The sequence below is a fragment of the Klebsiella sp. K5-45 genome, from assembly GCF_030128605.1.
GTDB lineage: Bacteria > Pseudomonadota > Gammaproteobacteria > Enterobacterales > Enterobacteriaceae > Klebsiella > Klebsiella quasipneumoniae.
Genome location: NZ_JAKUZW010000017.1, coordinates 54261 through 73791, shown reverse-complemented (window position 1 = coordinate 73791; position 19531 = coordinate 54261). Strand labels below are relative to the sequence as shown.

Annotated in this window: 21 protein-coding genes and 2 pseudogenes; 8 read left to right on the top strand and 15 right to left on the bottom strand. The window is 51.0% G+C overall.

Going from position 1 to position 19531, the window contains the following annotated elements:
- Positions 1-71: hypothetical protein (locus tag MKS11_RS24995; RefSeq protein WP_223349232.1), on the top strand; the 71-nt coding region annotated here is incomplete at its 5' end.
- Between the two features lie 178 nt (positions 72-249).
- Positions 250-873 carry a transcriptional regulator RcsA gene (gene rcsA, locus MKS11_RS24990; RefSeq protein ID WP_004203475.1) on the top strand — a complete coding sequence of 208 codons (624 nt, stop codon included), beginning with the start codon at positions 250-252 and terminating at the stop codon, positions 871-873.
- Positions 874-905: 32 nt separating this feature from the next.
- Here rcsA and dsrB read toward each other — a convergent pair whose 3' ends face one another.
- Positions 906-1097 (bottom strand): protein DsrB, encoded by a 192-nt coding sequence (dsrB, locus tag MKS11_RS24985; protein WP_004203477.1) that lies wholly within the window; start codon positions 1095-1097, stop codon positions 906-908.
- 135 nt (positions 1098-1232) lie between these two features.
- Between dsrB and yodD the strand changes: the two genes are divergently transcribed.
- Positions 1233-1454, top strand: a complete 222-nt coding sequence (gene yodD / locus MKS11_RS24980; RefSeq protein WP_004203478.1) for a YodD family peroxide/acid resistance protein — start codon at positions 1233-1235, stop codon at positions 1452-1454.
- 299 nt (positions 1455-1753) lie between these two features.
- On the opposite strand, the pseudogene dgcQ reads toward yodD, so the two are convergent.
- Positions 1754-3433, bottom strand: a pseudogene (dgcQ, locus tag MKS11_RS24975) (cellulose biosynthesis regulator diguanylate cyclase DgcQ).
- A gap of 117 nt (positions 3434-3550) precedes the next feature.
- The gene (locus tag MKS11_RS24970; protein ID WP_023318643.1) at positions 3551-4462 is read right to left on the bottom strand and encodes a DUF808 domain-containing protein; all 912 of its coding nucleotides are present in this window, start codon (positions 4460-4462) and stop codon (positions 3551-3553) included.
- A 183-nt stretch (positions 4463-4645) separates the two neighbouring features.
- On the opposite strand from MKS11_RS24970, the gene yedA reads away from it, so the two are divergent.
- Positions 4646-5557 carry a drug/metabolite exporter YedA gene (gene yedA / locus MKS11_RS24965; RefSeq protein WP_004203484.1) on the top strand — a complete coding sequence of 304 codons (912 nt, stop codon included), beginning with the start codon at positions 4646-4648 and terminating at the stop codon, positions 5555-5557.
- Here yedA and MKS11_RS24960 read toward each other — a convergent pair.
- From MKS11_RS24960 to drpB, 4 genes are all read right to left on the bottom strand, one after another.
- On the bottom strand, positions 5532-6026 hold the full coding sequence (locus tag MKS11_RS24960; RefSeq protein WP_004203485.1) for a very short patch repair endonuclease: 495 nt from the start codon (positions 6024-6026) through the stop codon (positions 5532-5534). The genes yedA and MKS11_RS24960 overlap by 26 nt on opposite strands.
- Complete coding sequence (locus tag MKS11_RS24955; RefSeq protein WP_161992938.1) at positions 6007-7407, bottom strand: DNA cytosine methyltransferase; 1401 nt, start codon at positions 7405-7407, stop codon at positions 6007-6009. The genes MKS11_RS24960 and MKS11_RS24955 overlap by 20 nt, the downstream gene beginning before the upstream one ends.
- A gap of 76 nt (positions 7408-7483) precedes the next feature.
- Positions 7484-8194 (bottom strand): phosphohydrolase, encoded by a 711-nt coding sequence (locus MKS11_RS24950; protein ID WP_004203487.1) that lies wholly within the window; start codon positions 8192-8194, stop codon positions 7484-7486.
- 41 nt (positions 8195-8235) lie between these two features.
- Positions 8236-8517: a cell division protein DrpB gene (gene drpB / locus MKS11_RS24945; RefSeq protein ID WP_004203489.1), complete on the bottom strand. Its 282-nt coding sequence runs from the start codon at positions 8515-8517 to the stop codon at positions 8236-8238.
- A gap of 537 nt (positions 8518-9054) precedes the next feature.
- Here drpB and ompC point away from each other — a divergent pair.
- Positions 9055-10191 carry a porin OmpC gene (ompC, locus tag MKS11_RS24940; protein ID WP_211773313.1) on the top strand — a complete coding sequence of 379 codons (1137 nt, stop codon included), beginning with the start codon at positions 9055-9057 and terminating at the stop codon, positions 10189-10191.
- Positions 10192-10798: 607 nt separating this feature from the next.
- On the opposite strand, the gene MKS11_RS24935 is transcribed toward ompC, so the two are convergent.
- The 4 genes from MKS11_RS24935 to MKS11_RS24920 all read right to left on the bottom strand — a co-directional run bounded on the left by MKS11_RS24935 (position 10799) and on the right by MKS11_RS24920 (position 12826).
- Entirely contained in the window at positions 10799-11125 is a 327-nt protein-coding gene (locus MKS11_RS24935) for a hypothetical protein (RefSeq protein ID WP_040225408.1), read from the bottom strand.
- A 2-nt stretch (positions 11126-11127) separates the two neighbouring features.
- Positions 11128-11367, bottom strand: a complete 240-nt coding sequence (locus tag MKS11_RS24930) for a hypothetical protein (RefSeq protein WP_032735112.1) — start codon at positions 11365-11367, stop codon at positions 11128-11130.
- 410 nt (positions 11368-11777) lie between these two features.
- Complete coding sequence (locus MKS11_RS24925; RefSeq protein WP_004892499.1) at positions 11778-12200, bottom strand: hypothetical protein; 423 nt, start codon at positions 12198-12200, stop codon at positions 11778-11780.
- Between the two features lie 77 nt (positions 12201-12277).
- Positions 12278-12826 carry a recombinase family protein gene (locus tag MKS11_RS24920; RefSeq protein ID WP_284109753.1) on the bottom strand — a complete coding sequence of 183 codons (549 nt, stop codon included), beginning with the start codon at positions 12824-12826 and terminating at the stop codon, positions 12278-12280.
- 225 nt (positions 12827-13051) lie between these two features.
- On the opposite strand from MKS11_RS24920, the gene MKS11_RS24915 reads away from it, so the two are divergent.
- Together MKS11_RS24915 and MKS11_RS24910 are read left to right on the top strand one after the other, a co-directional pair.
- Positions 13052-14530 (top strand): hypothetical protein, encoded by a 1479-nt coding sequence (locus MKS11_RS24915; protein ID WP_284109752.1) that lies wholly within the window; start codon positions 13052-13054, stop codon positions 14528-14530.
- A gap of 7 nt (positions 14531-14537) precedes the next feature.
- Positions 14538-14750 (top strand): hypothetical protein, encoded by a 213-nt coding sequence (locus tag MKS11_RS24910; protein ID WP_258754300.1) that lies wholly within the window; start codon positions 14538-14540, stop codon positions 14748-14750.
- Positions 14751-14788: 38 nt separating this feature from the next.
- On the opposite strand, the gene MKS11_RS24905 is transcribed toward MKS11_RS24910, so the two are convergent.
- Together MKS11_RS24905 and MKS11_RS24900 are read right to left on the bottom strand one after the other, a co-directional pair.
- The gene (locus MKS11_RS24905; RefSeq protein WP_222690209.1) at positions 14789-15058 is read right to left on the bottom strand and encodes a hypothetical protein; all 270 of its coding nucleotides are present in this window, start codon (positions 15056-15058) and stop codon (positions 14789-14791) included.
- Positions 15055-17181: a hypothetical protein gene (locus tag MKS11_RS24900; RefSeq protein WP_284109751.1), complete on the bottom strand. Its 2127-nt coding sequence runs from the start codon at positions 17179-17181 to the stop codon at positions 15055-15057. The genes MKS11_RS24905 and MKS11_RS24900 overlap by 4 nt, the downstream gene beginning before the upstream one ends.
- Positions 17182-17350: 169 nt before the next feature.
- Between MKS11_RS24900 and MKS11_RS24895 the strand changes: the two genes are divergently transcribed.
- Positions 17351-18412 (top strand): acyltransferase, encoded by a 1062-nt coding sequence (locus MKS11_RS24895; protein ID WP_127113407.1) that lies wholly within the window; start codon positions 17351-17353, stop codon positions 18410-18412.
- Here the strand turns inward: MKS11_RS24895 and MKS11_RS24890 are convergent.
- On the bottom strand, positions 18355-18798 hold the full coding sequence (locus tag MKS11_RS24890) for a hypothetical protein (RefSeq protein ID WP_284109750.1): 444 nt from the start codon (positions 18796-18798) through the stop codon (positions 18355-18357). The genes MKS11_RS24895 and MKS11_RS24890 overlap by 58 nt on opposite strands.
- Before the next feature lie 33 nt (positions 18799-18831).
- Positions 18832-19528: pseudogene (locus tag MKS11_RS24885) on the bottom strand (IS1 family transposase).
- Positions 19529-19531 lie beyond the last annotated feature (3 nt).

Genomic DNA, 19531 nt, shown 5'->3' with positions numbered 1-19531 from the left:
CTATGGCCCTGGTACGAGCGCTGAACAAAATGACGAAAGCAGGTATGCCTGAAAGCGTGCGTATTGCCTGAAAACACAACCCGCTACGGGGGAGACTTACCCGAAATCTGATTTATTCAACAAAGCCGCGGAATAGTTTAATGGAACTAATGGGTTCTTTCTTAAACCTACTATTATTACCGCCCGCAAGGACTGCTTCGCACAGCCAGTGCGAAGTGTATATCGTTACGTGTTGATTGAGGATGGGTCATGTCAACGATGATTATGGATTTGTGCAGTTATACCCGGTTAGGACTTACGGGATATCTGACCAGTCGGGGAATTAAAAAACAGGAAATCGTTGAGGTCAACTGCGCTGAGGATCTGCACAGGCACTGTGCGTCATGTTGCCCGGCGGTGGTGTTTCTGAATGAAGATTGCTTTGTGCATGATGATGAAAGTAATAACATTATTCGCCAGATCATCACGCAAAATCCGGCGACGCTGTTTGTGATTTTTATGTCGCTGGCGAACATCCATTTTGACCGCTATCTGCGGGTACGTAAGAATCTGCTAATCAGTTCAAAATCGATCACCCCAAAAGACCTTGATGTCATTCTGGTTAATTATCTTAAATACAAGAACACGAGCCTGGGGCAGTTGAATTTACCGACGTTGTCGCTAAGCAAAACAGAATCAAATATGCTGCAAATGTGGATGGCCGGGCATGGTACTTCGCAAATTTCAACGCAAATGAACATCAAAGCGAAAACGGTATCATCGCACAAAGGTAATATTAAAAAGAAAATACAGACGCATAATAAGCAGGTGATTTACCACATCGTTCGGCTGACCGAAAACATTACCAGTGGTATTCAGGTGAATCTACGCTGAAACAAACTGGCGGTGGCCCCGCCAGTTCGGTTTTACGAGATTTCTTTTTCCACGAAGATCCCATCCGGGTGCCCTATTTCATTGAAAAACCAGATCCCCAGGGGATAGTCTTCCAGCGAAACCAGATACATCGTCCCTTCGCTAAACGACTCAATTGCCAGCACTACGCCCGATCGACGTGGGCCACCGTCGGTCTTCACCGTGACACGATCGTTCACCTGCATAATCCATCTCCTCTCTATTTTCAGCCAGTGTAGAACAAAACCACGCCGCTCGCAGCGTCGCGGCCGGTGACTGGCGTTTTTTTAGACCGACTATACTTAAAAAGGCTTGAGCGACGCTCAGCGAGGGGGGTAATGATGAAGAACCGATTGACAGACCAGACCGGGAACGACGTTGATGTCAACGTTGATGCCCTGCTGGCGGCGATTAATGAGATCAGTGAAAGCGAAGTCCACCGCATCCTCGATGACCCTCAGCGCGCCAGTATCGATGGCCGCGGGGCGCATACCTGGCGCGAACTGGCGGAGGCATTTGAACTCGATATTCATGATTTCAGCGCCAGTGAAGCCAACCGCTAGCGATGGGCGAAAAAAATCCCGACTCGCAGGAGTCGGGATCAAACTTGCTAATGCAAGAAGCACTTGAAAATTCGTTACACCGGGAAATCCGATGCGTTGAAACATTATCCTCAATTATTTTGCATGACAAGAGATATTCATGACGCAAAATATTGAGAAAGTCGGCGCTTCGCAGCAGAAAGGGCTGCAAGGCTGATGCGAGAAGGCTTAGCCGCAAACCGGTTTCATCCGATAGTACAATCGCCAGACATTACTTTAAGATAAATCTCAAATCCGCTGGCGCGAGCGAAACGTTTTACTCACGCTTCGCTGCGATAACAGACCTGGTTGCGGCCATTCTGCTTGGCCAGATACAGTCGACCATCGGCGACCGACTGCAGCGCTTCAAAGTGATACTCTCCCTGCTCTTCGCTGGCGCTTACCCCTAACGACGCGCTGACCCGCAGCGTCACGTTGTTATGCAAAAAGACCTCCCGGCCATGAATACGCAGGCGTAGCCGCTCCGCTATCGCCGCCGCTTCCTGCAGCGTGGTATTCGGCAGGACGACACAAAACTCCTCTCCCCCCACGCGGCCCAGCAAATCGCCTTCCCGCACAGTGCCGGCAAGGGTACTGGCCACCATCGACAGCACCCTGTCACCTGCCTGATGACCATAGCGATCGTTAATGCTCTTAAAGTGATCCAGATCGAGCTGGATCACCGCCAGCGGTAGTCCGCTGCGCTGGCAGGCGCTGGCGACCGCCATCGCCTTTTCAAACAGCGCCCCGCGATTGAGCAGGCGGGTTAAGGCATCGTGCCAGGCCTGCCACTCCAGAGAGGTCTGGAGGACGCTCATATTGCGGACCATACGGCGGATCACCAGCCAGGAGAGCAGCAGCATCAAGGTGAAGAGGATCCACATCAGGGTCAGGGCGATGGTGATGGTGCCAAAGTTGCCGCGTACGCCTTCCCGCAGGGTGTGGATCCGCAGCAGCACGCCGTCAAAATTCCGTAGTTTGGCCCAACTGATATAGCGCGTCAGCAGACGCAGGCCGCCCTAGTTATCATGGGCAAACGCGCGGCTGAGCAGCTCCTGCTCGCGCGGCGACAGCAGCGTCAGGACATTCCCCGGCGCAGAGGAGGCCAGCAGGCTAAGATGGCTGTCATAAAGCTGGTATTCCCCCTCCTGCCCGCCCTTCATCGCGCTGATTAAAAATGCTTTTATTTCGCTGACTGAGAAATCCATCGCCAGCACGCCGCGCCAGTAACCGGCAAAATCCAGCGGTATCGAGGCGGTAACCACCTGCTCTTCCAGCTGCGGGTCATCGTCAGGAAAGGTTTGCCAGATAACGCCGCGGTACGGATTGTTCCGCTGGGTCTGCCGGGTAAACCAGAGGGCGCTGATAGCGCGCGAATAGTACGTCTTCACCTGCGATTCATCGCGCAGCGGCAGGGTCGAGGTGAAAAAGCCGCTGCGGGAGATATATTGCATCCGCTCGGCAAAATCGCGGTCATGCTGCGTCAGATTTAACAGATAACCCAGCTCCAGCGTCGCCATCAGTTCATTGACCACCAGCGGATCGTCCGGCAAGAGCAGCGGGTTCTCCCTGACGACGCTCTCCGAGACGCCAAACACCGGCAGCGTCCGGCGGTTCGGGAGCGCCACCCGCCAAATCTCCTGATGGCGCTGGTTCAGATAGCGCTGGCTGGCCTCGTGCAACACATCGACGTCGAGGGGGCGTTCAAGTGCGGACTGCATACCGTGGCGAAAAAACATCATCCTGTCGATGTTAAACTGCAGCAGCCCATCCATTTCATGCGCGACGTTAGCCAGATTATTGCGCTGGTTCGCCACGTAGGCCTCTTCCAGGACGTTGATTTCACGCCAGATCAGCAGCGTGGAGAAAAATAGCACCACGATAAAACAAACGTTAACCACATGTGCCGGGCGAGTCAGGAAGTAGCGCTTTTTCAACTTCAACCGCAGTGGCTTATCCATCTTTCTCTCGTAGTACGTTGCGCAAACCTGACGTCGTCAGCGCACGCGGTTTCTGTCGATACCGGACGCGCTTTTTAGCGTAGACCACGCGGCGCCAATACGCGGCGCCGCACCTGATTACTTCGCAGCGCCACGCAGGCGGCTCACCGCCTTGACGCCGGCCAGGACCACCGCACCGATGATAAAACCCAGCACCAGATTGACCACCATCGGCAGCAAGGCGGCCAACATGCCGCCCAGGCCCGCGCTCCAGTGCTCAATGGCATGGTGCAGCGGCGCAATACCGTGGACCACAATCCCGCCGCCAACGAGGAACATGGCCAGCGTCCCGACGACAGAGAGCAGTTTCATCAGCCAGGGAGCCACGGCCAATAACCCTTTGCCCAGCCACTGCGCCAGCGTACTGCGTTTCTCCGCCAGCCAGTAACCCATGTCATCCAGCTTGACGATCACCCCCACCAGGCCATAGACCCCGACGGTGACCAGAATCGCGATCCCTGAGAGAATGAGGATCTGATTCAGCAGCGGCGCTTCCGCGACAATGCCGAGGGTGATGGCGACAATTTCCGCGGACAAAATAAAGTCGGTGCGAATCGCCCCTTTTACTTTGTCACGCTCAAAGGCCAGCGGGTCACGATCCGCCAACGCCTGAAGACGCTGCTGCCGTTGCGCTGGGTCCTCCTTGTGCTTACGCGCTTCCAGACTGTGGAGCACCTTCTCCACCCCTTCAAAACAGAGAAACGCGCCACCCACCATCAGCAGCGGCGTGATCGCCCAGGGAATAAAGGCGCTGATCAGCAGGGCCAGCGGCACGAGGATGATTTTATTGACGAACGACCCTTTCGCCACACCCCAGACCACGGGCAGCTCACGATTTGCCCGCACGCCGGTCACCTGTTGGGCATTCAGGGAAAGATCGTCGCCCAGCACCCCCGCCGTTTTTTTCGCCGCCAGCTTGCCCATCATGGAGATATCGTCCAGCAGCGTGGCGATATCATCAAGTAATGTTAAAAGACTACTTCCTGCCAAAATGATTTTCCTTCTCTTTTCATCAATGTCTCCCTCGAGTATGCGTTAAAAAACGGCCGCTGCCCAAGGTACAATTAGTCAATATAAATTTAACAACCTGGCGCAAATTAAGCGCTCGCCAGCAGGATAGTTTTCACGTTTACTATATGTCCCCTTTCTATCTCTGCACCGTCGTGAGGAAGTATGTCTACCCGTCAGCTGTTACCGCTTATCGGGGCGCTGTTTGCGCTGTATATCATTTGGGGCTCTACCTATTTCGCCATCGCCGTCGGCGTCGCCAGCTGGCCGCCGCTGATGATGGCCGGAATTCGCTTTCTCTCTGCCGGCGTGCTGCTGCTGGGATGGCTGTTGGCCACCGGCCATAAACTGCCGGCCCGCAGGCCGTTGCTTAATGCCGCGCTGATCGGGGTTTTGCTGCTGGCCGTCGGCAACGGCTTTGTCACCCTGGCCGAACATCAGCACGTTCCCTCCGGGATCGCCGCGGTGATGGTCGCCACCGTTCCGCTGTTCACCCTGTGCTTCAGCCGCTTTTTCGGCATCGCCACTCGGAAGCTGGAGTGGCTGGGGATTGCCATTGGCCTCGCGGGTATTGTGATGCTTAACAGCGGGGGCAACCTGAACGGCAACCCCTGGGGCGCACTGCTGATTCTGATTGGCTCTCTGAGCTGGGCCTTCGGCTCGGTTTACGGCTCGCGGATCGTGCTGCCGACCGGCATGATGGCGGGGGCAATCGAGATGCTCGCCGCCGGGATCGTCCTGCTGGCCGCCTCATGGCTGAGCGGTGAAACCTTAACCCGCGTTCCGTCGTGGTCCGGGATCGCCGCCGTAGCCTATCTGGCTATCTTTGGCTCGCTGATTGCCATCAACGCCTACATGTTTTTGATCCGCAATGTCACCCCGGCGGTGGCCACCAGCTACGCCTATGTCAACCCGGTGGTAGCGGTTCTCCTTGGCACCGGATTCGGTGGCGAAAGCCTGTCACTGATCGAGTGGCTGGCGCTGGCGGTGATTATTTTCGCCGTCGTGCTGGTGACGCTGGGCAAATATCTCTTCCCGGTTCGCAGCGAAGCTACCCCTTGTAAGGCGTCGAAATAAGCGCCAGTTCGCGGATCCCCTGGGTGTCGATCTGCGCGTCGTGTCCGGCGCCGCAGATCCACTCTTCCAGACGCTCGGTGAGCGCCTCGTCATTCAGCTTCAGGCGACCGCGCAGGGCGCACTCCCAGACGATAAGCACCCGCCAGCCCTGCGCGGCCAGCTTTTGCCGGTCACGGGCATCGCGCGCTACGTTGCCGGCGATCTTGTCCAGCCAGAACGCCGTCCGGGTGGCCGGCACCTTAAACAGGTAACAGTCATGGTGGTGCCAGAAACAGCCGTGGGTAAAGATGACGCAACGGTAGTCGGGTAAAGCGAAATCAGGGCGCCCCGGCAGCTCGCGATCCTGGGCAATAAAGGTGAATCCCGCCTGAGTCAACAGCGCCGCTATCCGCTTTTCGATCGCCGTATCGCGCGTGGCGATAGCCCGCATATTTTTACTGCGTGTGGCTTTATCGTGAACATCCGCCATCGTTATCATCCGCTTCGCGACGCGCCACCGCCTGAGCGATGCGCGGGGCCAGGAGCTTCGCCACCGCGGCGAAGACCGGAACCACCACCGAGTTGCCGAACTGACGATAGGCCTGGGTATCCGACACCGGGATGCGGAAACGCGCCCCCTGAGGCGATTCGAAGCCCATCAATCGGGCGCACTCCCGCGGCGTCAGCCGACGAGGACGCCGCTGTTGATTCTGCGGATCGTCAAAATGCGTCTCGCCCAGCGGCCGGTCCCAGCCGCGATCGACGAGAATTTCGGCGCCATCTTTATAGTAGCGGGCGGAGAGCGTCCGGGCCACGCTGTGGGGATTGGCGGGGTCCACCAGGCCATAACCAAAGCCATTGCCCCGCGCCTGATGCTTGCGCGCATAGCGATAAAGATATTTCCACAGCACCGGCGTGAGGATAAATTTGGCATCCACCGTCGGCTCCAGCAGCTCGCCAAACGTTGGCCGAACCGCCGGGTAAAGCGCCGCGATATCGCGCAGCGTAAACCCTTCGTGCAGGTGCAGATCGCGACGGAAGCCTACCAGCACGATGCGCTCCCGGTGCTGTGGTAAGAAATGGCGCCCGTCGATCACTTTCGGATCGTCCGGCCCGCTATGCCCGGCGTCAGCGACCTCATACCCCAGCTCATCCAGTGTCTGCATGATGATGCGGAAGGTGCGTCCCTGATCGTGACTTTTGAGATTTTTAACATTCTCCAGCACAAAGATCGCCGGCTGACGGGCGGCGATAATTCTCACCACATCAAAAAACAGCGTCCCCTGGGTTTCGCAGGCAAAGCCGTGGGCGCGACCCATGGCATTTTTTTTCGATACGCCGGCGAGTGAGAAAGGCTGGCAGGGAAAGCCGGCCAGCAGCACATCATGCTGCGGGATAGTCTCGCGGATATGCTGCGCCGCCTCGTCATCGCTAACGTCGGGGCGATGGCTGAGGGTGATATCGCGGATATCTTCATTGAAACGGTGTTGCTGCGGATCACAATACCAGTTGGCCTTATAGGTGCGCACCGCATGCTTATTCCACTCGCTGGTAAAGACGCACTGCCCGCCGATGGCTTCAAAACCGCTGCGGATCCCGCCGATACCGGCAAACAGATCGACAAAGCGGAACCCATAGTGCGGATGATGGGCCGGCGGCGCCGGCAGCAGCGTTGCCAGATGAGCGACCTCCTGCGGACGCAAACGCCCCGCCGCGCGGCCGAGGGCCGCCACGCGCTTGAGGATCGCCGCGCTCCAGTGCTGCTCCCCGACGCTAACCAGCTCGGCGACCAGCGTTTTCACATCGTAGATCGTCATCAGCTGACGCAGCAGCGCCTGAGCCTCTTCACCGGCCTGCTCCGTCAATGACAACGACCTGTTTTCCTTGATTAACTTTTGTGGCATATCCTCAACCAGCGCGGACGATTTTTGCAGAGAGTACCATAAATCACTGGTCGGTTGACGGCTGTGGTGCAAAGCGGCGTAAAACCGCCTCATCCAGCGCCATAGGCTCCCCCTTCAGCTCCGCGCTGATCTTGGCCATAAACTCAACGAGGAAGCGCGCATTATGCTGCGCCATAGCCCTTCCTGCGGCGGTCTGCATGGTTTCCGGCAGGCGCAGGAGTTTGCACTGGAAATGGTCGAGGGCATATTTTCTGTCATCCAGCGCTCGCCGGTCGGCGAAAGGATCGTCGGCATCAAACAGAATGGTGTTCAGGGCGCCGGCGACGGCGAAGACCCGCGCCAGGCCAATCGCCCCAAGCGACTCGAGACGGTCGGCGTCCTGGACGATTTTCGCCTCCAGCGTGCGCGGCGGGATCGCCGCGCTAAAGCTGTGCGCCTCAATAGCATGGCTGACCGCCGCATAGCGGTCTGCGGGAAAATCGGTAAACGACGACTGCAAAATCGCAAGAGTTTTCTCGGCAGCCATCATCGAAGAGCGGCTTCGCTCCGGATGATTTTTAGGCAGACTGACAATGTCATGAAAATAGCAGGCCGTGAGAAGCACCAGCCTGTCGACTTCCACCTCCCCGGCGGCCAGCCGGGTGGCGGTGGCCCAGACGCGACGAAAATGGGACAGATCGTGCGCCGCATCCTCCTGGGCGTGGTGCGTCAGTATCCAGTGCTCAAATCGTTGCTGCCAGTCTACCAGGTTCATAGGCGTTCCTTATCTGAAGGTCAGCCTCGAGCATAGCAACTTTACGACCGATGATCCCGCCTGCTTCTGGCGGGCCGTGTATACCAGACGACAGCACCTAGGATCGCGCCAATGCCGGCGAGCACCAGCATCCCCAACAGGGCGCCAAGCCATTTCCCTGCCATTGTGCCAAAGTCGCCCTCCGCGCTGGCGCCGGGAACGCTGTGAATTTTCCCTACCACCCACCAGTAACGCACAATGACCCAGACACAATATCCGCAAAAGGCATACAACGCCCAGAGCGCGAGTTTGCCGCCCGGGCTGCGTTTTGCCTGCTCTTCCATCTCATTCTTCTCCGTGACAAATCATACTACTGTCACCCAAAACGTGACACGCATCACATTATACCGCCAACCTGCGCCACAGGCAGCAGTTTCATCCTTGTCTTCTGCACCTACTTATCACTTATGCTGCCAATGGAAATACCCAAGGGTTTGTTCTTTATTACTTACCCACAGGATTAAACATTAACGACATCAACCATGCCGCGTATTGTACTTATCTTCCCCGGCGAGTTTGACTCATAAATTATATTTAAATGCTGAATAACCCTCTCGCCGTAAATTTATACAAATAATTTCATTTGGTTAACCGAGCCCGCAACAAAACAACATAACCCATTGCTATATAATAAAATAATAATAAAAGAAGATTCATTTAAATTTAATATAACGAACCATTTGGAAATATTTTGCAATATATTACATTATTTATTTACATATTTTATTTTAAATAAAAATGAACCTGGTCGTTAGTATCTGATAGTCATTCCGGAGGGATTGTCATAATTCACAGAAATTATTATTAAAAGGGAATATATAATGAAAAGAAAAGTACTGGCTCTCATGGTTCCGGCATTATTAATGGCCAATGCCGTTAATGCCGCGGAAATCTATAACAACAACGGCAACAAACTGGACCTTTACGGGAAAGTCGCCGGCCTGCACTATTTCTCAGACGACACTTCAGAGGACGGCGATCAGACCTATGCACGCTTTGGCATCAAAGGCGAAACGCAGATCGCTCCCGAGTTAACCGGCTACGGTCAGTGGGAATACAATATCAAGGCCAATACCAGCGAAAATGAAGGAGCGAATTCCTGGACCCGTCTGGCCTTCGCCGGTCTGAAGTTTGCTGACTATGGCTCACTGGACTATGGCCGTAATTACGGCGTGGTGTACGACATCGAATCCTGGACTGATATGCTGCCAGAATTCGGCGGCGATACCTACACCCAGACCGACGTCTACATGACCGGCCGCACCAACGGGGTGGCCACCTACCGTAACAGCGATTTCTTCGGCCTCGTCGACGGCCTGCATTTCGCCCTGCAGTATCAGGGTAATAATGAAAACGCCGGTTCTGGCGAAGGCACTAACAACGGTGGTGCTCGTAAACTGGCGCGGGAAAATGGCGACGGGTTTGGTATCTCCAGCTACTACGATCTCGATATTGGCATCAGCTTCGGGGCCGCCTACTCATCTTCCGACCGTACCCATAACCAGCTGGCGGCAGCACGTAGCAGCCATATTTATGCCAACGGTGATAAAGCCGACGCCTGGACCGTCGGCGCCAAATATGACGCCAACAACATCTATCTGGCCGCCATGTATGCGGAAACCCGCAACATGACCTTCTACGGTAACGGCGCTATTGCCAATAAGACGCAGAACTTTGAAGTCGTCGCCCAGTACCAGTTCGATGAGTATAATTTACCGCTGCGTCCGTCTGTGGCCTATCTGCAATCAAAGGGTAAAGATCTCTACTCCTCTTCTCGCTTCGGCGACAAGGATCTGGTCAAGTATGTCGACATCGGCATGACCTACTACTTCAATAAAAATATGTCCACCTATGTGGATTACAAAATCAACCTGCTGGACGAAGACGACCGCTTCTACAGCAACAACGGTATCTCGACCGATGATATCGTGGCCCTCGGTCTGGTTTACCAGTTCTGATCCCCATCTAAGCCCGCGCTCAGCGGGCTTTTTCTTGTTCCCGCTCCGTTGAGATCACTCTTTTCGACATTGCCGCTTTCCAGGCGTACCTTCCCTCTTTATGATGCGTTTAAGCTCGTTCGGGCAAATTGCGGCGGTAAGACCACAAAAGGACAAGGCACAGTACCGCGTCTTTACGCTGAAACCAGGACGATGATGATGGCGATACCCCAGCGCAGGCGTTATACCTGAAGCTAACGATGTTATTGAAGGGGAATGGTCAGAGAAAGAATAGTGGCGGAGAGAGGGGGATTTGAACCCCCGGTAGAGTTGCCCCTACTCCGGTTTTCGAGACCGGACCTCCTTTCTTTAAAAACAGATAGCTACCTATTTTTTTGAGAAAATACCTCAAATTTCACACGCAACCTTTTCAATAAGTTAGCCATCTTCAAAACTTCATTTTCTCATGAAATTTTTGACATTATCCCTTAATGATTGGCTGGGAATACTTTCGCCTCCGAAAGAAGTTACGAGCGCCTTTCCAGTATCGAATGGCGCTACTTTACCAGCATGTTTTTATAGGCTTTTCATCCAGGGGTAAGGATGAAATTTAGGTGCGCACCACTTTTCATATTACTGGATAATTATCATCATCCTTCCATATCCGGTTAATAACGAATGTCACTATTCCTAACACTACGACGTCGTCGAGTGCTTCACCTTCCAGCGCCTCACCATCACGAGTAATAAACGCCTTCCCCATAACTTTCGCAAAATCTGTACCGCCGGAGTACTGGATCAATACCGTGTCCTGCTGCTTTGGTTTAACGGAGAAATCAACTATGGCATAACCAGTTTCAGTCTGTACGACCCGAGTATTAGGGCCGATGCTGCATAGCTTATCGACGGTTAGCCGTCCCTCTACATAGTCTGATGCTGGCGATGGAAAGCCCACTATTACAGCCCTCCATTCGGGTTGTAAAGCTGGAACGTGCGATCATCGCCTTCCTGCGTTGAGACATCCCGGAATGTCGTCACATAGTGCTCTATCCACTGGTTAGCCTGGCGTGGTGACCAGTGCCAGTTATATCTCTCCAGTTCCTGCAGAAATCGCCTTGTGGTGAGGATGCGCTTTCCGTTAGGCAGGATATCTATTGCGTTACGGCAGGCCGTCTCGATTTCGTATAAACGCGGCATACTTCCCCCTGTCAAATTTACTGTATATAAATACAGTAAATGCATGCGTGCAGCAGATCAATATTGGCAGTGGCTATCAATGATCGGCGCTGACGTAACGCATTGATGCCTCAATTCGACTGGCAACATTGAGCAGGGAAATATTTATAAATCGTCTTCACCCCTCATATTACATCGGCTACCGACCCAATGTTTTAACTGCTCAGACCAGAAATATCTGGAAGCTTTAGGCATCTTCTTGGAAGATAGATGAGCGCAAAGACGCACACAGCAATGATGTTATGTAGTATTTTCCCCTTGAGTGTGCCTGCTCAAGGGGATTTTTTATCGCCGTATTGTACTGGCAAATATTTGTAAATAGTCTTCACCCCCACGCCTGTCACATCGGCCACACGCGACTGGACAGGCGGTTAGTCCGGTATGTTTCTCGCGCTACTACTGCTTACGTTAACGTCTGGTAATGATCTAGCGGCGCGACGTAAAGCGGCGTTGAAAGCAATTATAGTGACCGGCCGGCGTTGGTACTTCACACGGTTAGAATGGCTCTGAAATAAAAAAACATCTTCTGGATAGCGTTCTCTTCTACGAGCAATGATCCCCTCCACTGGAGGGGTTGATTCAACACGTAGCTCCTTCAGGTGACCCTGTTTTCGTATCAGTATCAAGCCATCATCAATATCATCATATCGAATACTCAGCAGCCTTCCAGCGCTTAAACCCGTGTGAAAAATTAACGCCCACAAGTCAGCCCATGTATCTGAGATGGAAACAAGATTGCTGTTAATAGTTAAAAATTGCTCAAAACTTATTGTTTTCTTACCGTTCACGAACAAACCAAACTGTTTTCAAAGCTGAATGAATTGATTAAGCCAAACGTAACATATCAGGAAAAGTAGTGAAATCTTTGTCTTCAAGTCGCCGGGAGGTACTTGTAGATTGTTTTCACGTCTACCCCTATCACATCTGCGATCTGTTGCCGGGTAGCGCCGTTCTCCAGCATTCTGCGGCACCGCTCCACCACTTCTTCAGTCATTACCCGGCGGCGGCCGCCGACTCTCCCCTGCTCCCTCGCTGCGGCTAAACCCGCTCGGGTTCGCTCGACGATCAGCTCGCGCTCCATTTCTGCCAGGGCGCTCATGACGTGGAAGAAAAATCGGCCTGCTGGGGTACTGGTATCAATGCTGTCTGTAAGGCTACGAAAGTGAATACCTCTATCCTGCAGCTCTGAGACCAGAATTATGAGATCACGAACACTACGCCCAAGGCGATCCAGCTTCCAGACCACGAGAGAATCCTCTGGTTTTAAACGACGAATAGCACGCCTCAGCCCTGGGCGTCTGGCGTTTTTCCCGCTCGCTGTATCTTCGAAAATCTGCTCACATTCTGCGCGAGCCAGCGCATTTTTCTGCAAATCGAGGTTTTGATCGCCGGTAGACACCCGCGCGTAGCCAATCAGCATTATGCAACCCTTTGAAAAGGCTGATTGTAAATTGCCGATATTGTTCGCGTAAACCTGGGTTCAGAAGAAGAGGGTTTAGGCGACACCCTCGTAACCCATGTAAAAGAAACAAAAGCCTGGTCTTTACGGGCGTATCTCAATGGCTCAATACAATATGTGACCCCGTTTCTTTTCGGTGGGGTGGGTGGGTCTACTACCGTTGATAATAATCAGCCCATACAGGACATGCTGGCATTCGCTAAACTGTTTGGTTTTGGGGTTGACCTCCGAGGTGGCCCGTGGAGGATTACTAAAACAGCTGATTTTAGTGGAATTTACTCAGTTGTAAGCGACTGGTCTGGGAGGTTTCTTGTTGACCCCAATAACTTTACTGCATCGCATGTGGCAAATTATGCCCTTACTTTTGGTAATCCTGATGGCGACGCTTATACAGGGCGCGCATCATATGTTTGCGTTACCGGCACGATTGGCATCGTTTCGGATAACCGCGATGTTGAACTGAATGGGGTTTATTTTAAGGGCTCTCACTTCGACCTAGGCTACGTCAGGGTGAATGGGTTGAACGGTTCGGGAATAATGCTGTCGGCTGTCTGGGATAGTTCGTTTACCAGGCTATCGGCGCAGGACTCAGGAAATATCAATAGTTACCAGGTGGGGATAGTATCCGGTGGGGATACGTCAAACTGTATTAAAATCGGCGGAATACAGAGCGAGAATGCCTATCACAAGTGCCTGATTGTCGGCTGTATCCGTTCCGAAATCGGGAATATTCATGCGGAGCGGACCTCAGTTCTGACGACGGACGACGGCACAACAGGCCTGCAATCCACACTGAACTACACCAATGTTCTGATAAACGTTGGCAATACGTCAATCGGTCAGATTGTTCATGACTGCCGCACCACCGGCACCGCGCCGGATGGCACCGCGCTGGCGGCAACAAACTCATCTGTTGTCGTTAATCTGGATTATACGTCGTCGATAAAAGACGCCAGCTTTTCTGGGTCGATCGGCAATACCATGTTCGGACGAAATTCAACGTACGGGCAGATGAGCTTTCTCGACTGGTATTTCGGCAGCTCGAACGTCTCTAATCTGACGTTTATCGGCCCGCGTTGCATCGGAACACTGCACCCGAATCAGAAAACCAAATTTATTAACGGCACATACAATGCTGTGATCCCGCTATTTGGCGCGGCAGACCTCGATTTTGATAACTGTGATATAACCAGCCTGACTTTCCCTAACAATATTGTCGGGAATATTTCTTTCAGGAAATGCCGGTACCCGTCAGGATTTACACTCGGAGACACAAAACAACCTACCGGATTTACCGGAGACTCCGCGTTGGGAGAGACAAAGCGTCCTGTATTTTTTGACGACTGTGAATTCCTTGGTACTGTAGCAGGAGCATTCCGTGCCCGTGCGATATTCAGGGATTGTATGATTGCTAATGTGTCACTTGCCAGTCGCGCAGCATTTAATTTTAAAAGCTGCAAAATCACGACGTTCGGTTACTCAGGAGACCGTGCATTTACTACTGAACGATGCGCAGTAACCACTGTTTTATCATGGGGAGTGCCAAATCAAATCCTGTACCCTGTCGGAGTAATAACAGAGCGCCCCGGAGATGACACTGCTGGCGCAGGTGTTTTATTCCGGTGTTCATCTCAGACTGCGCCGACATGGACAAAAATCATATAGGTGATGTATGGAAATTTTAAAGGTCGGTGATTATTACTGCGTCAAAAATGGTGCGTCCTTTGTCGGCGGCAAATTTGACAGCGAGGATACGGCGCAACTGGCCGTCGATAATCTCCCCGTTGATTTGTTCGAATCGGTCTGGATTTATGCGCTGTCTAACGGTCAGGCCAGTATCGCGATGGAAGATGTGAACGCGCTTTTATTGTCGGTGGCAAAATAATGATAAGCAAGTCCCGCCAGTAATGGCGGGTTAATTCATCATGCCGTTAACCAGGACTGGAGTGCAGTTTCTGCGGCCTCCAGTGGATTACCGGAACCTGACCACTCAAATTCGAAATCCCTTTCACCCGCTACGGAACACTCTGGCGTGGACATGCTGTAGGTGGCAATTCCAAATTGACCGTAAATGCTTTTTATCCCGGTCACTTCGTACGTCACATCGACAGTAATGTCCTCTGCTGGCTCCTGAATACCTAAATCAGGGTAGTAGCCGCATTTACGGATTTTTTTAGAGACGGTAAAACTCATAAATCACTCTCCCTTTCTGCAATTTTTAACCATAAGCCCCATGTTGGTGTTGTTCCCCCGGTTAAGAGCTGTTTATAAACACCGCCTGAGGCTTTCAGGGAAATTACCGTAATGACCCTGTACCCTGCAGATATGTATCCGACCTCAATCTGCGCCGCACCAGTCAGGCCTGCGGGTATATTGCTATGCATCGTAATATCGGATGTGTAGTATCGCTGGCTGACTGTCAGTGCATGCAGGTCAGTCGCCGTTTCCAATGCGAGTGTATCTCCTGACATATCACGCCACGATGCACCATCCGATGCATACGGTTTCCCGTTGACCACAATAAACTCACCGTAGCGTGCAGCTGCATCAGGCAGAGCTCCATACGGAAAGGATGATGCGAATGCTCCGCCGGCCAGTCGTGCATAGGTCGGGTTTGTCACACGGCTGCGGGCATAGGTTGTGTTGAAGCTCACCTGCCCACCCAGCACGCTAAGTGGATACCCTGCTTTCGCCGTAATGGAATAGTTCCTGCCGAGATTCACCCGGCTGGCATTGTTGTGTTTTGGCGCAGGCCCGCGGGCGTGGACATTAACTATTGAAGAGCCATAGACATCATCACAGTAAATGTCATCTTCCCCGGTATCGTCAGAATCACAGTCCGTAAAGTTGTTTGATTCGATGGTAGAGGAATATAATTTAGCCGTGTAAATACCGCCTTTATTCATGTGCCAGAAATCGCAGCCGACTATTTTTGCATTGACCAGGCCAATTCCTGCGGCTGACAGAATCCCCCATCCGGTGAATAAATCAACATTTGTGGAGCCGTCAAAGTACACGCCTATGATTTTTAGCGTATCGATGTCATAGCCTTTGTCATTAAATAAAAATATCCCTGCCTCATGTCCAGGCACAATTTGTGTCCCGCCATCAATAGTGCATCCGCCGCTAATCTCTACAGCTCGCTCCCGGAATGACCCCCACAGCTCACAGCCCCGTATATATCCGTCAGTACCATTTGCCATTAACGTGCCGTTTGTGATCCGTGAATCACGCATGTGAAAAACAAAGCCATTATCTCCTTTAAGCGAGCTGTTTCTTGCAATTCCCAGAGCAACACCATAGCGGTCAGAGGTGATAATTTGATTATTATCCGCGTCGTAACGACCGGGACAGTCGATCCAGCAATCGTCAAGCCCACTACTGTTGCCATTGAACAGGTCAATTGTGTAATAACTATTCCTCACAGGCGCCTGGTCCACTATTTTCAGGTTATGCACGCGCACATTGGAAAAGCCCTTAGCATCTTTGTCAGTGTAATTAGGACGAGCGAGCACAGGCAGATCACCACCTGTCCAAATCAGAGAGGTAATATGCCGGCCTTCGCCATAAATACCAAGACTACTCTGGTAAATCAGAGGGGAGTTAACGTAGCGCGCTTTATTATCCAGCTCGACAGTTTTGGCGCCAGAATTCAACATCCTGTTAATCGCAGCAACGTTTGCTGCGGTGGCCTCCGGGTCTTCAGCACCGTCGCTCGGAGCATTCCAGTACGGGTTTTTGATGTTTACCCTGCCAGCAATGATAAATGGCGACCTGACGATATCTCCGACAGTTTTACCAATTGTCGTCATAGACATATCCGCTCCAAATCCAGGTTCGCTTGAACCCAGGTTTTGGCGAAGCGTGTCACCATCCATCAGAACGAAGTGAGTAACGTCGTTCGCAAAGCTGGCTGCATCGGTTCCGGTGGTCGTAAAGCCGACGTCAGTAGCAGTATTCAAGCGGTAATGCTGGTTGTTATAGCGTATATACTGGTTACGGGCGCTGAACTGGAACGGGCCATTCTGGTAATCACCCAAAAAAACGTAACCAGAACTATCAAGGAAGGATGTAAAACGATTTTCTTTGTCAATCTGGGAGTTCAGAAACAAAGTATCCTGTAGCGTTATTTGCGAATGAAATTTATCATTCGCATCTCTAATCGTCTTTCTGATAGTAGGTATACTTTTGCCTAATCTATCGATCACCTCATCAGCATCACCGTTCAAAAAATCATCATATGCAAGGGCGTTATCGTTAAGGTCCTTCATGCTGTTTGAAGGACGTTGGTTTCCAGTGTTATATCTTTGGGCCATAACCAGTTCCGTTAAATGTGGTGTAATGATTTGCATTGATAAAAATATCAAATAAAGATATAATTAATGATTGGGGTTTTAATTTACATGCTTTCAACTCATAGCATGAAAATAATCAAAAGCGAACCAACAGTAAAAATAAAGAATTAGTAGCTAAAAGAGTAATAGAATGAATACAAAGTTAAATCATTGGTTGGATTTTTGCCGAGCACTAGCTATAAGCTTGGTGCTTTTATCGCATGGGCGCACCTTCTTGGTGCCATTAATGCCCGAAACCAATATATTTAAATTCGGCGGATTTCTTGGAGTTGAGTTATTCTTTGTCCTTTCTGGATTTTTAATTGGAAGAATATTAATTGAAAAAATAAACAACCAAGAATCTCATCGGGAGTGGATTCCTAGTTTTTGGTTAAGACGCTGGCTTAGAACGTATCCAAGTTATATTTTATTTCTCTTCATAAACATAATTCTTATATTTAGCATTAGACCGGATATCTTCCCAAGTGTTTTAAGATATTTGACTTTCTCGCAAAGCTTGCTATCTCCACACCCTTCATTTTTTGGGGAGGCCTGGAGTTTGGCTGTGGAGGAGATTTTTTATCTTATTACCCCATTGTTGTTTTGGGTGTTTTTTGCTCTAACGAATAATAAAAAAAAATCCATTAACTTGGCAATTGTGGTTCTAATTACTTTACCACTTGCACTAAGAATTAACGCAGCTTTTAATTCTAGTCTTACATTTAATGAAATCAGAACAATTTCATTATTTAGAATAGACTCGATAGTGTATGGCGTCTTGGGTCTAATTATTTGCAACACCCCTACCCTTAATAAGATAAAAATTATTGGAGTAGCATTAATACCCTTGTGCATCTACATTTCCGCACAAGATGACGAATTAATAAACAATAACGCATTCTATAAAGTATTTTTATTTCCCATGGCAAACATAGGGTTTGCATTCATGATATGCGGTTGGATACATATAAAAATAAGCAAGCAGATTATGTACATAATTTCACGTATTGCCAGATGGTCCTATGCAGCATATTTAATTAACCTGCCAGTTATTTTTTTGCTTAAACAAACTCTCCCCACACCGACCACTTACGCAAGTTGCATTACTCAATGGTTATTATTCTTTTTATTAACACTATCACTTTCATGTTTCATTTATAACACATTCGAGAAAACCATATTAAAGGCAAGAGATAAACTAATCTCATCATAAAAAAGGGCCGCAGGGCCCTTTTTTATACGCCTATTGCAAACCAAAAAAAAGTTATCAATTGCCACCGCATCATTAGCCAGCCGCCCATATGCAGTAAATCCTTCTGCACTTAGATCACTAACTGTAGAAAACCTACCATCTCCAGATGTTATCTTAACAGAAGAAACAAAAAAAGGAGAAAAAGAGAAAGCAACTGGATATGTAATATTTAATGAAGTTCCGCTTGAATATTCCCGACCCCATTGGATTAGCAATACTGATGGAAATTTCTGATAACCTCTTACTTCCAGCAAAGCTGGGAAATTATTTTTAATAATTTCACCAATACTTTTAAATACCTGGCCATCGTCGCCCGAATCAAGAGTTAATCCAGAACCCTCAACCACATTAACCAATTCACGCTGGGTAATGACTCCAACTTACTGATAGTGTTTTATGTTCAGATAATGCCCGATGACTTTGTCATGCAGCTCCACCGATTTTGAGAACGACAGCGACTTCCGTCCCAGCCGTGCCAGGTGCTGTCTCAGATTCAGGTTATGCCGCTCAATGCGCTGAGTGTAACGCTTGCTGATAGCGTGCAGCTCTCCCTTCAGGCGTGATTCATAAGGCGGCCAGCCATCCGTCATCCATACCACGACCTCAAAGGCCGACAGCAGGCCCAGAAGACGCTCCAGCGTGGCAAACGTGCGTTCACCGAATACGTGCGCCACAACCGTCCTCCGTATCCTGTAATACGCGTAAAACAACCAGCGCTGGCGTGATTTAGCGCCGACGTAGCCCTAATGTTCGTCCATTTCCGCGCAAACAATGACGTCACTGCCCGGTTGTATGCGTGAGTTTACCGACTGCGGCCTGAGTTTTTAAGTGTCGTAAAATCATGTTGAGGCCAACGCCCATAATGCGTGCACTGGCGCGACATCCGACGCCATTCATGGCCATATCAATAATTTTCTGGTGTGTACCGGGCTGAGAGGCGGTGTAAGTGAACTGTAGCTGCCATGTTTTACGGTAGTGAGAGCAGAAATAGCGCTGATGTCCGGCAGTGCTTTTGCCGTTACGCACCACCCCGTCAGTAGCTGAACAGGAGGGACAGCTGATAGAAACAGAAGCCACTGG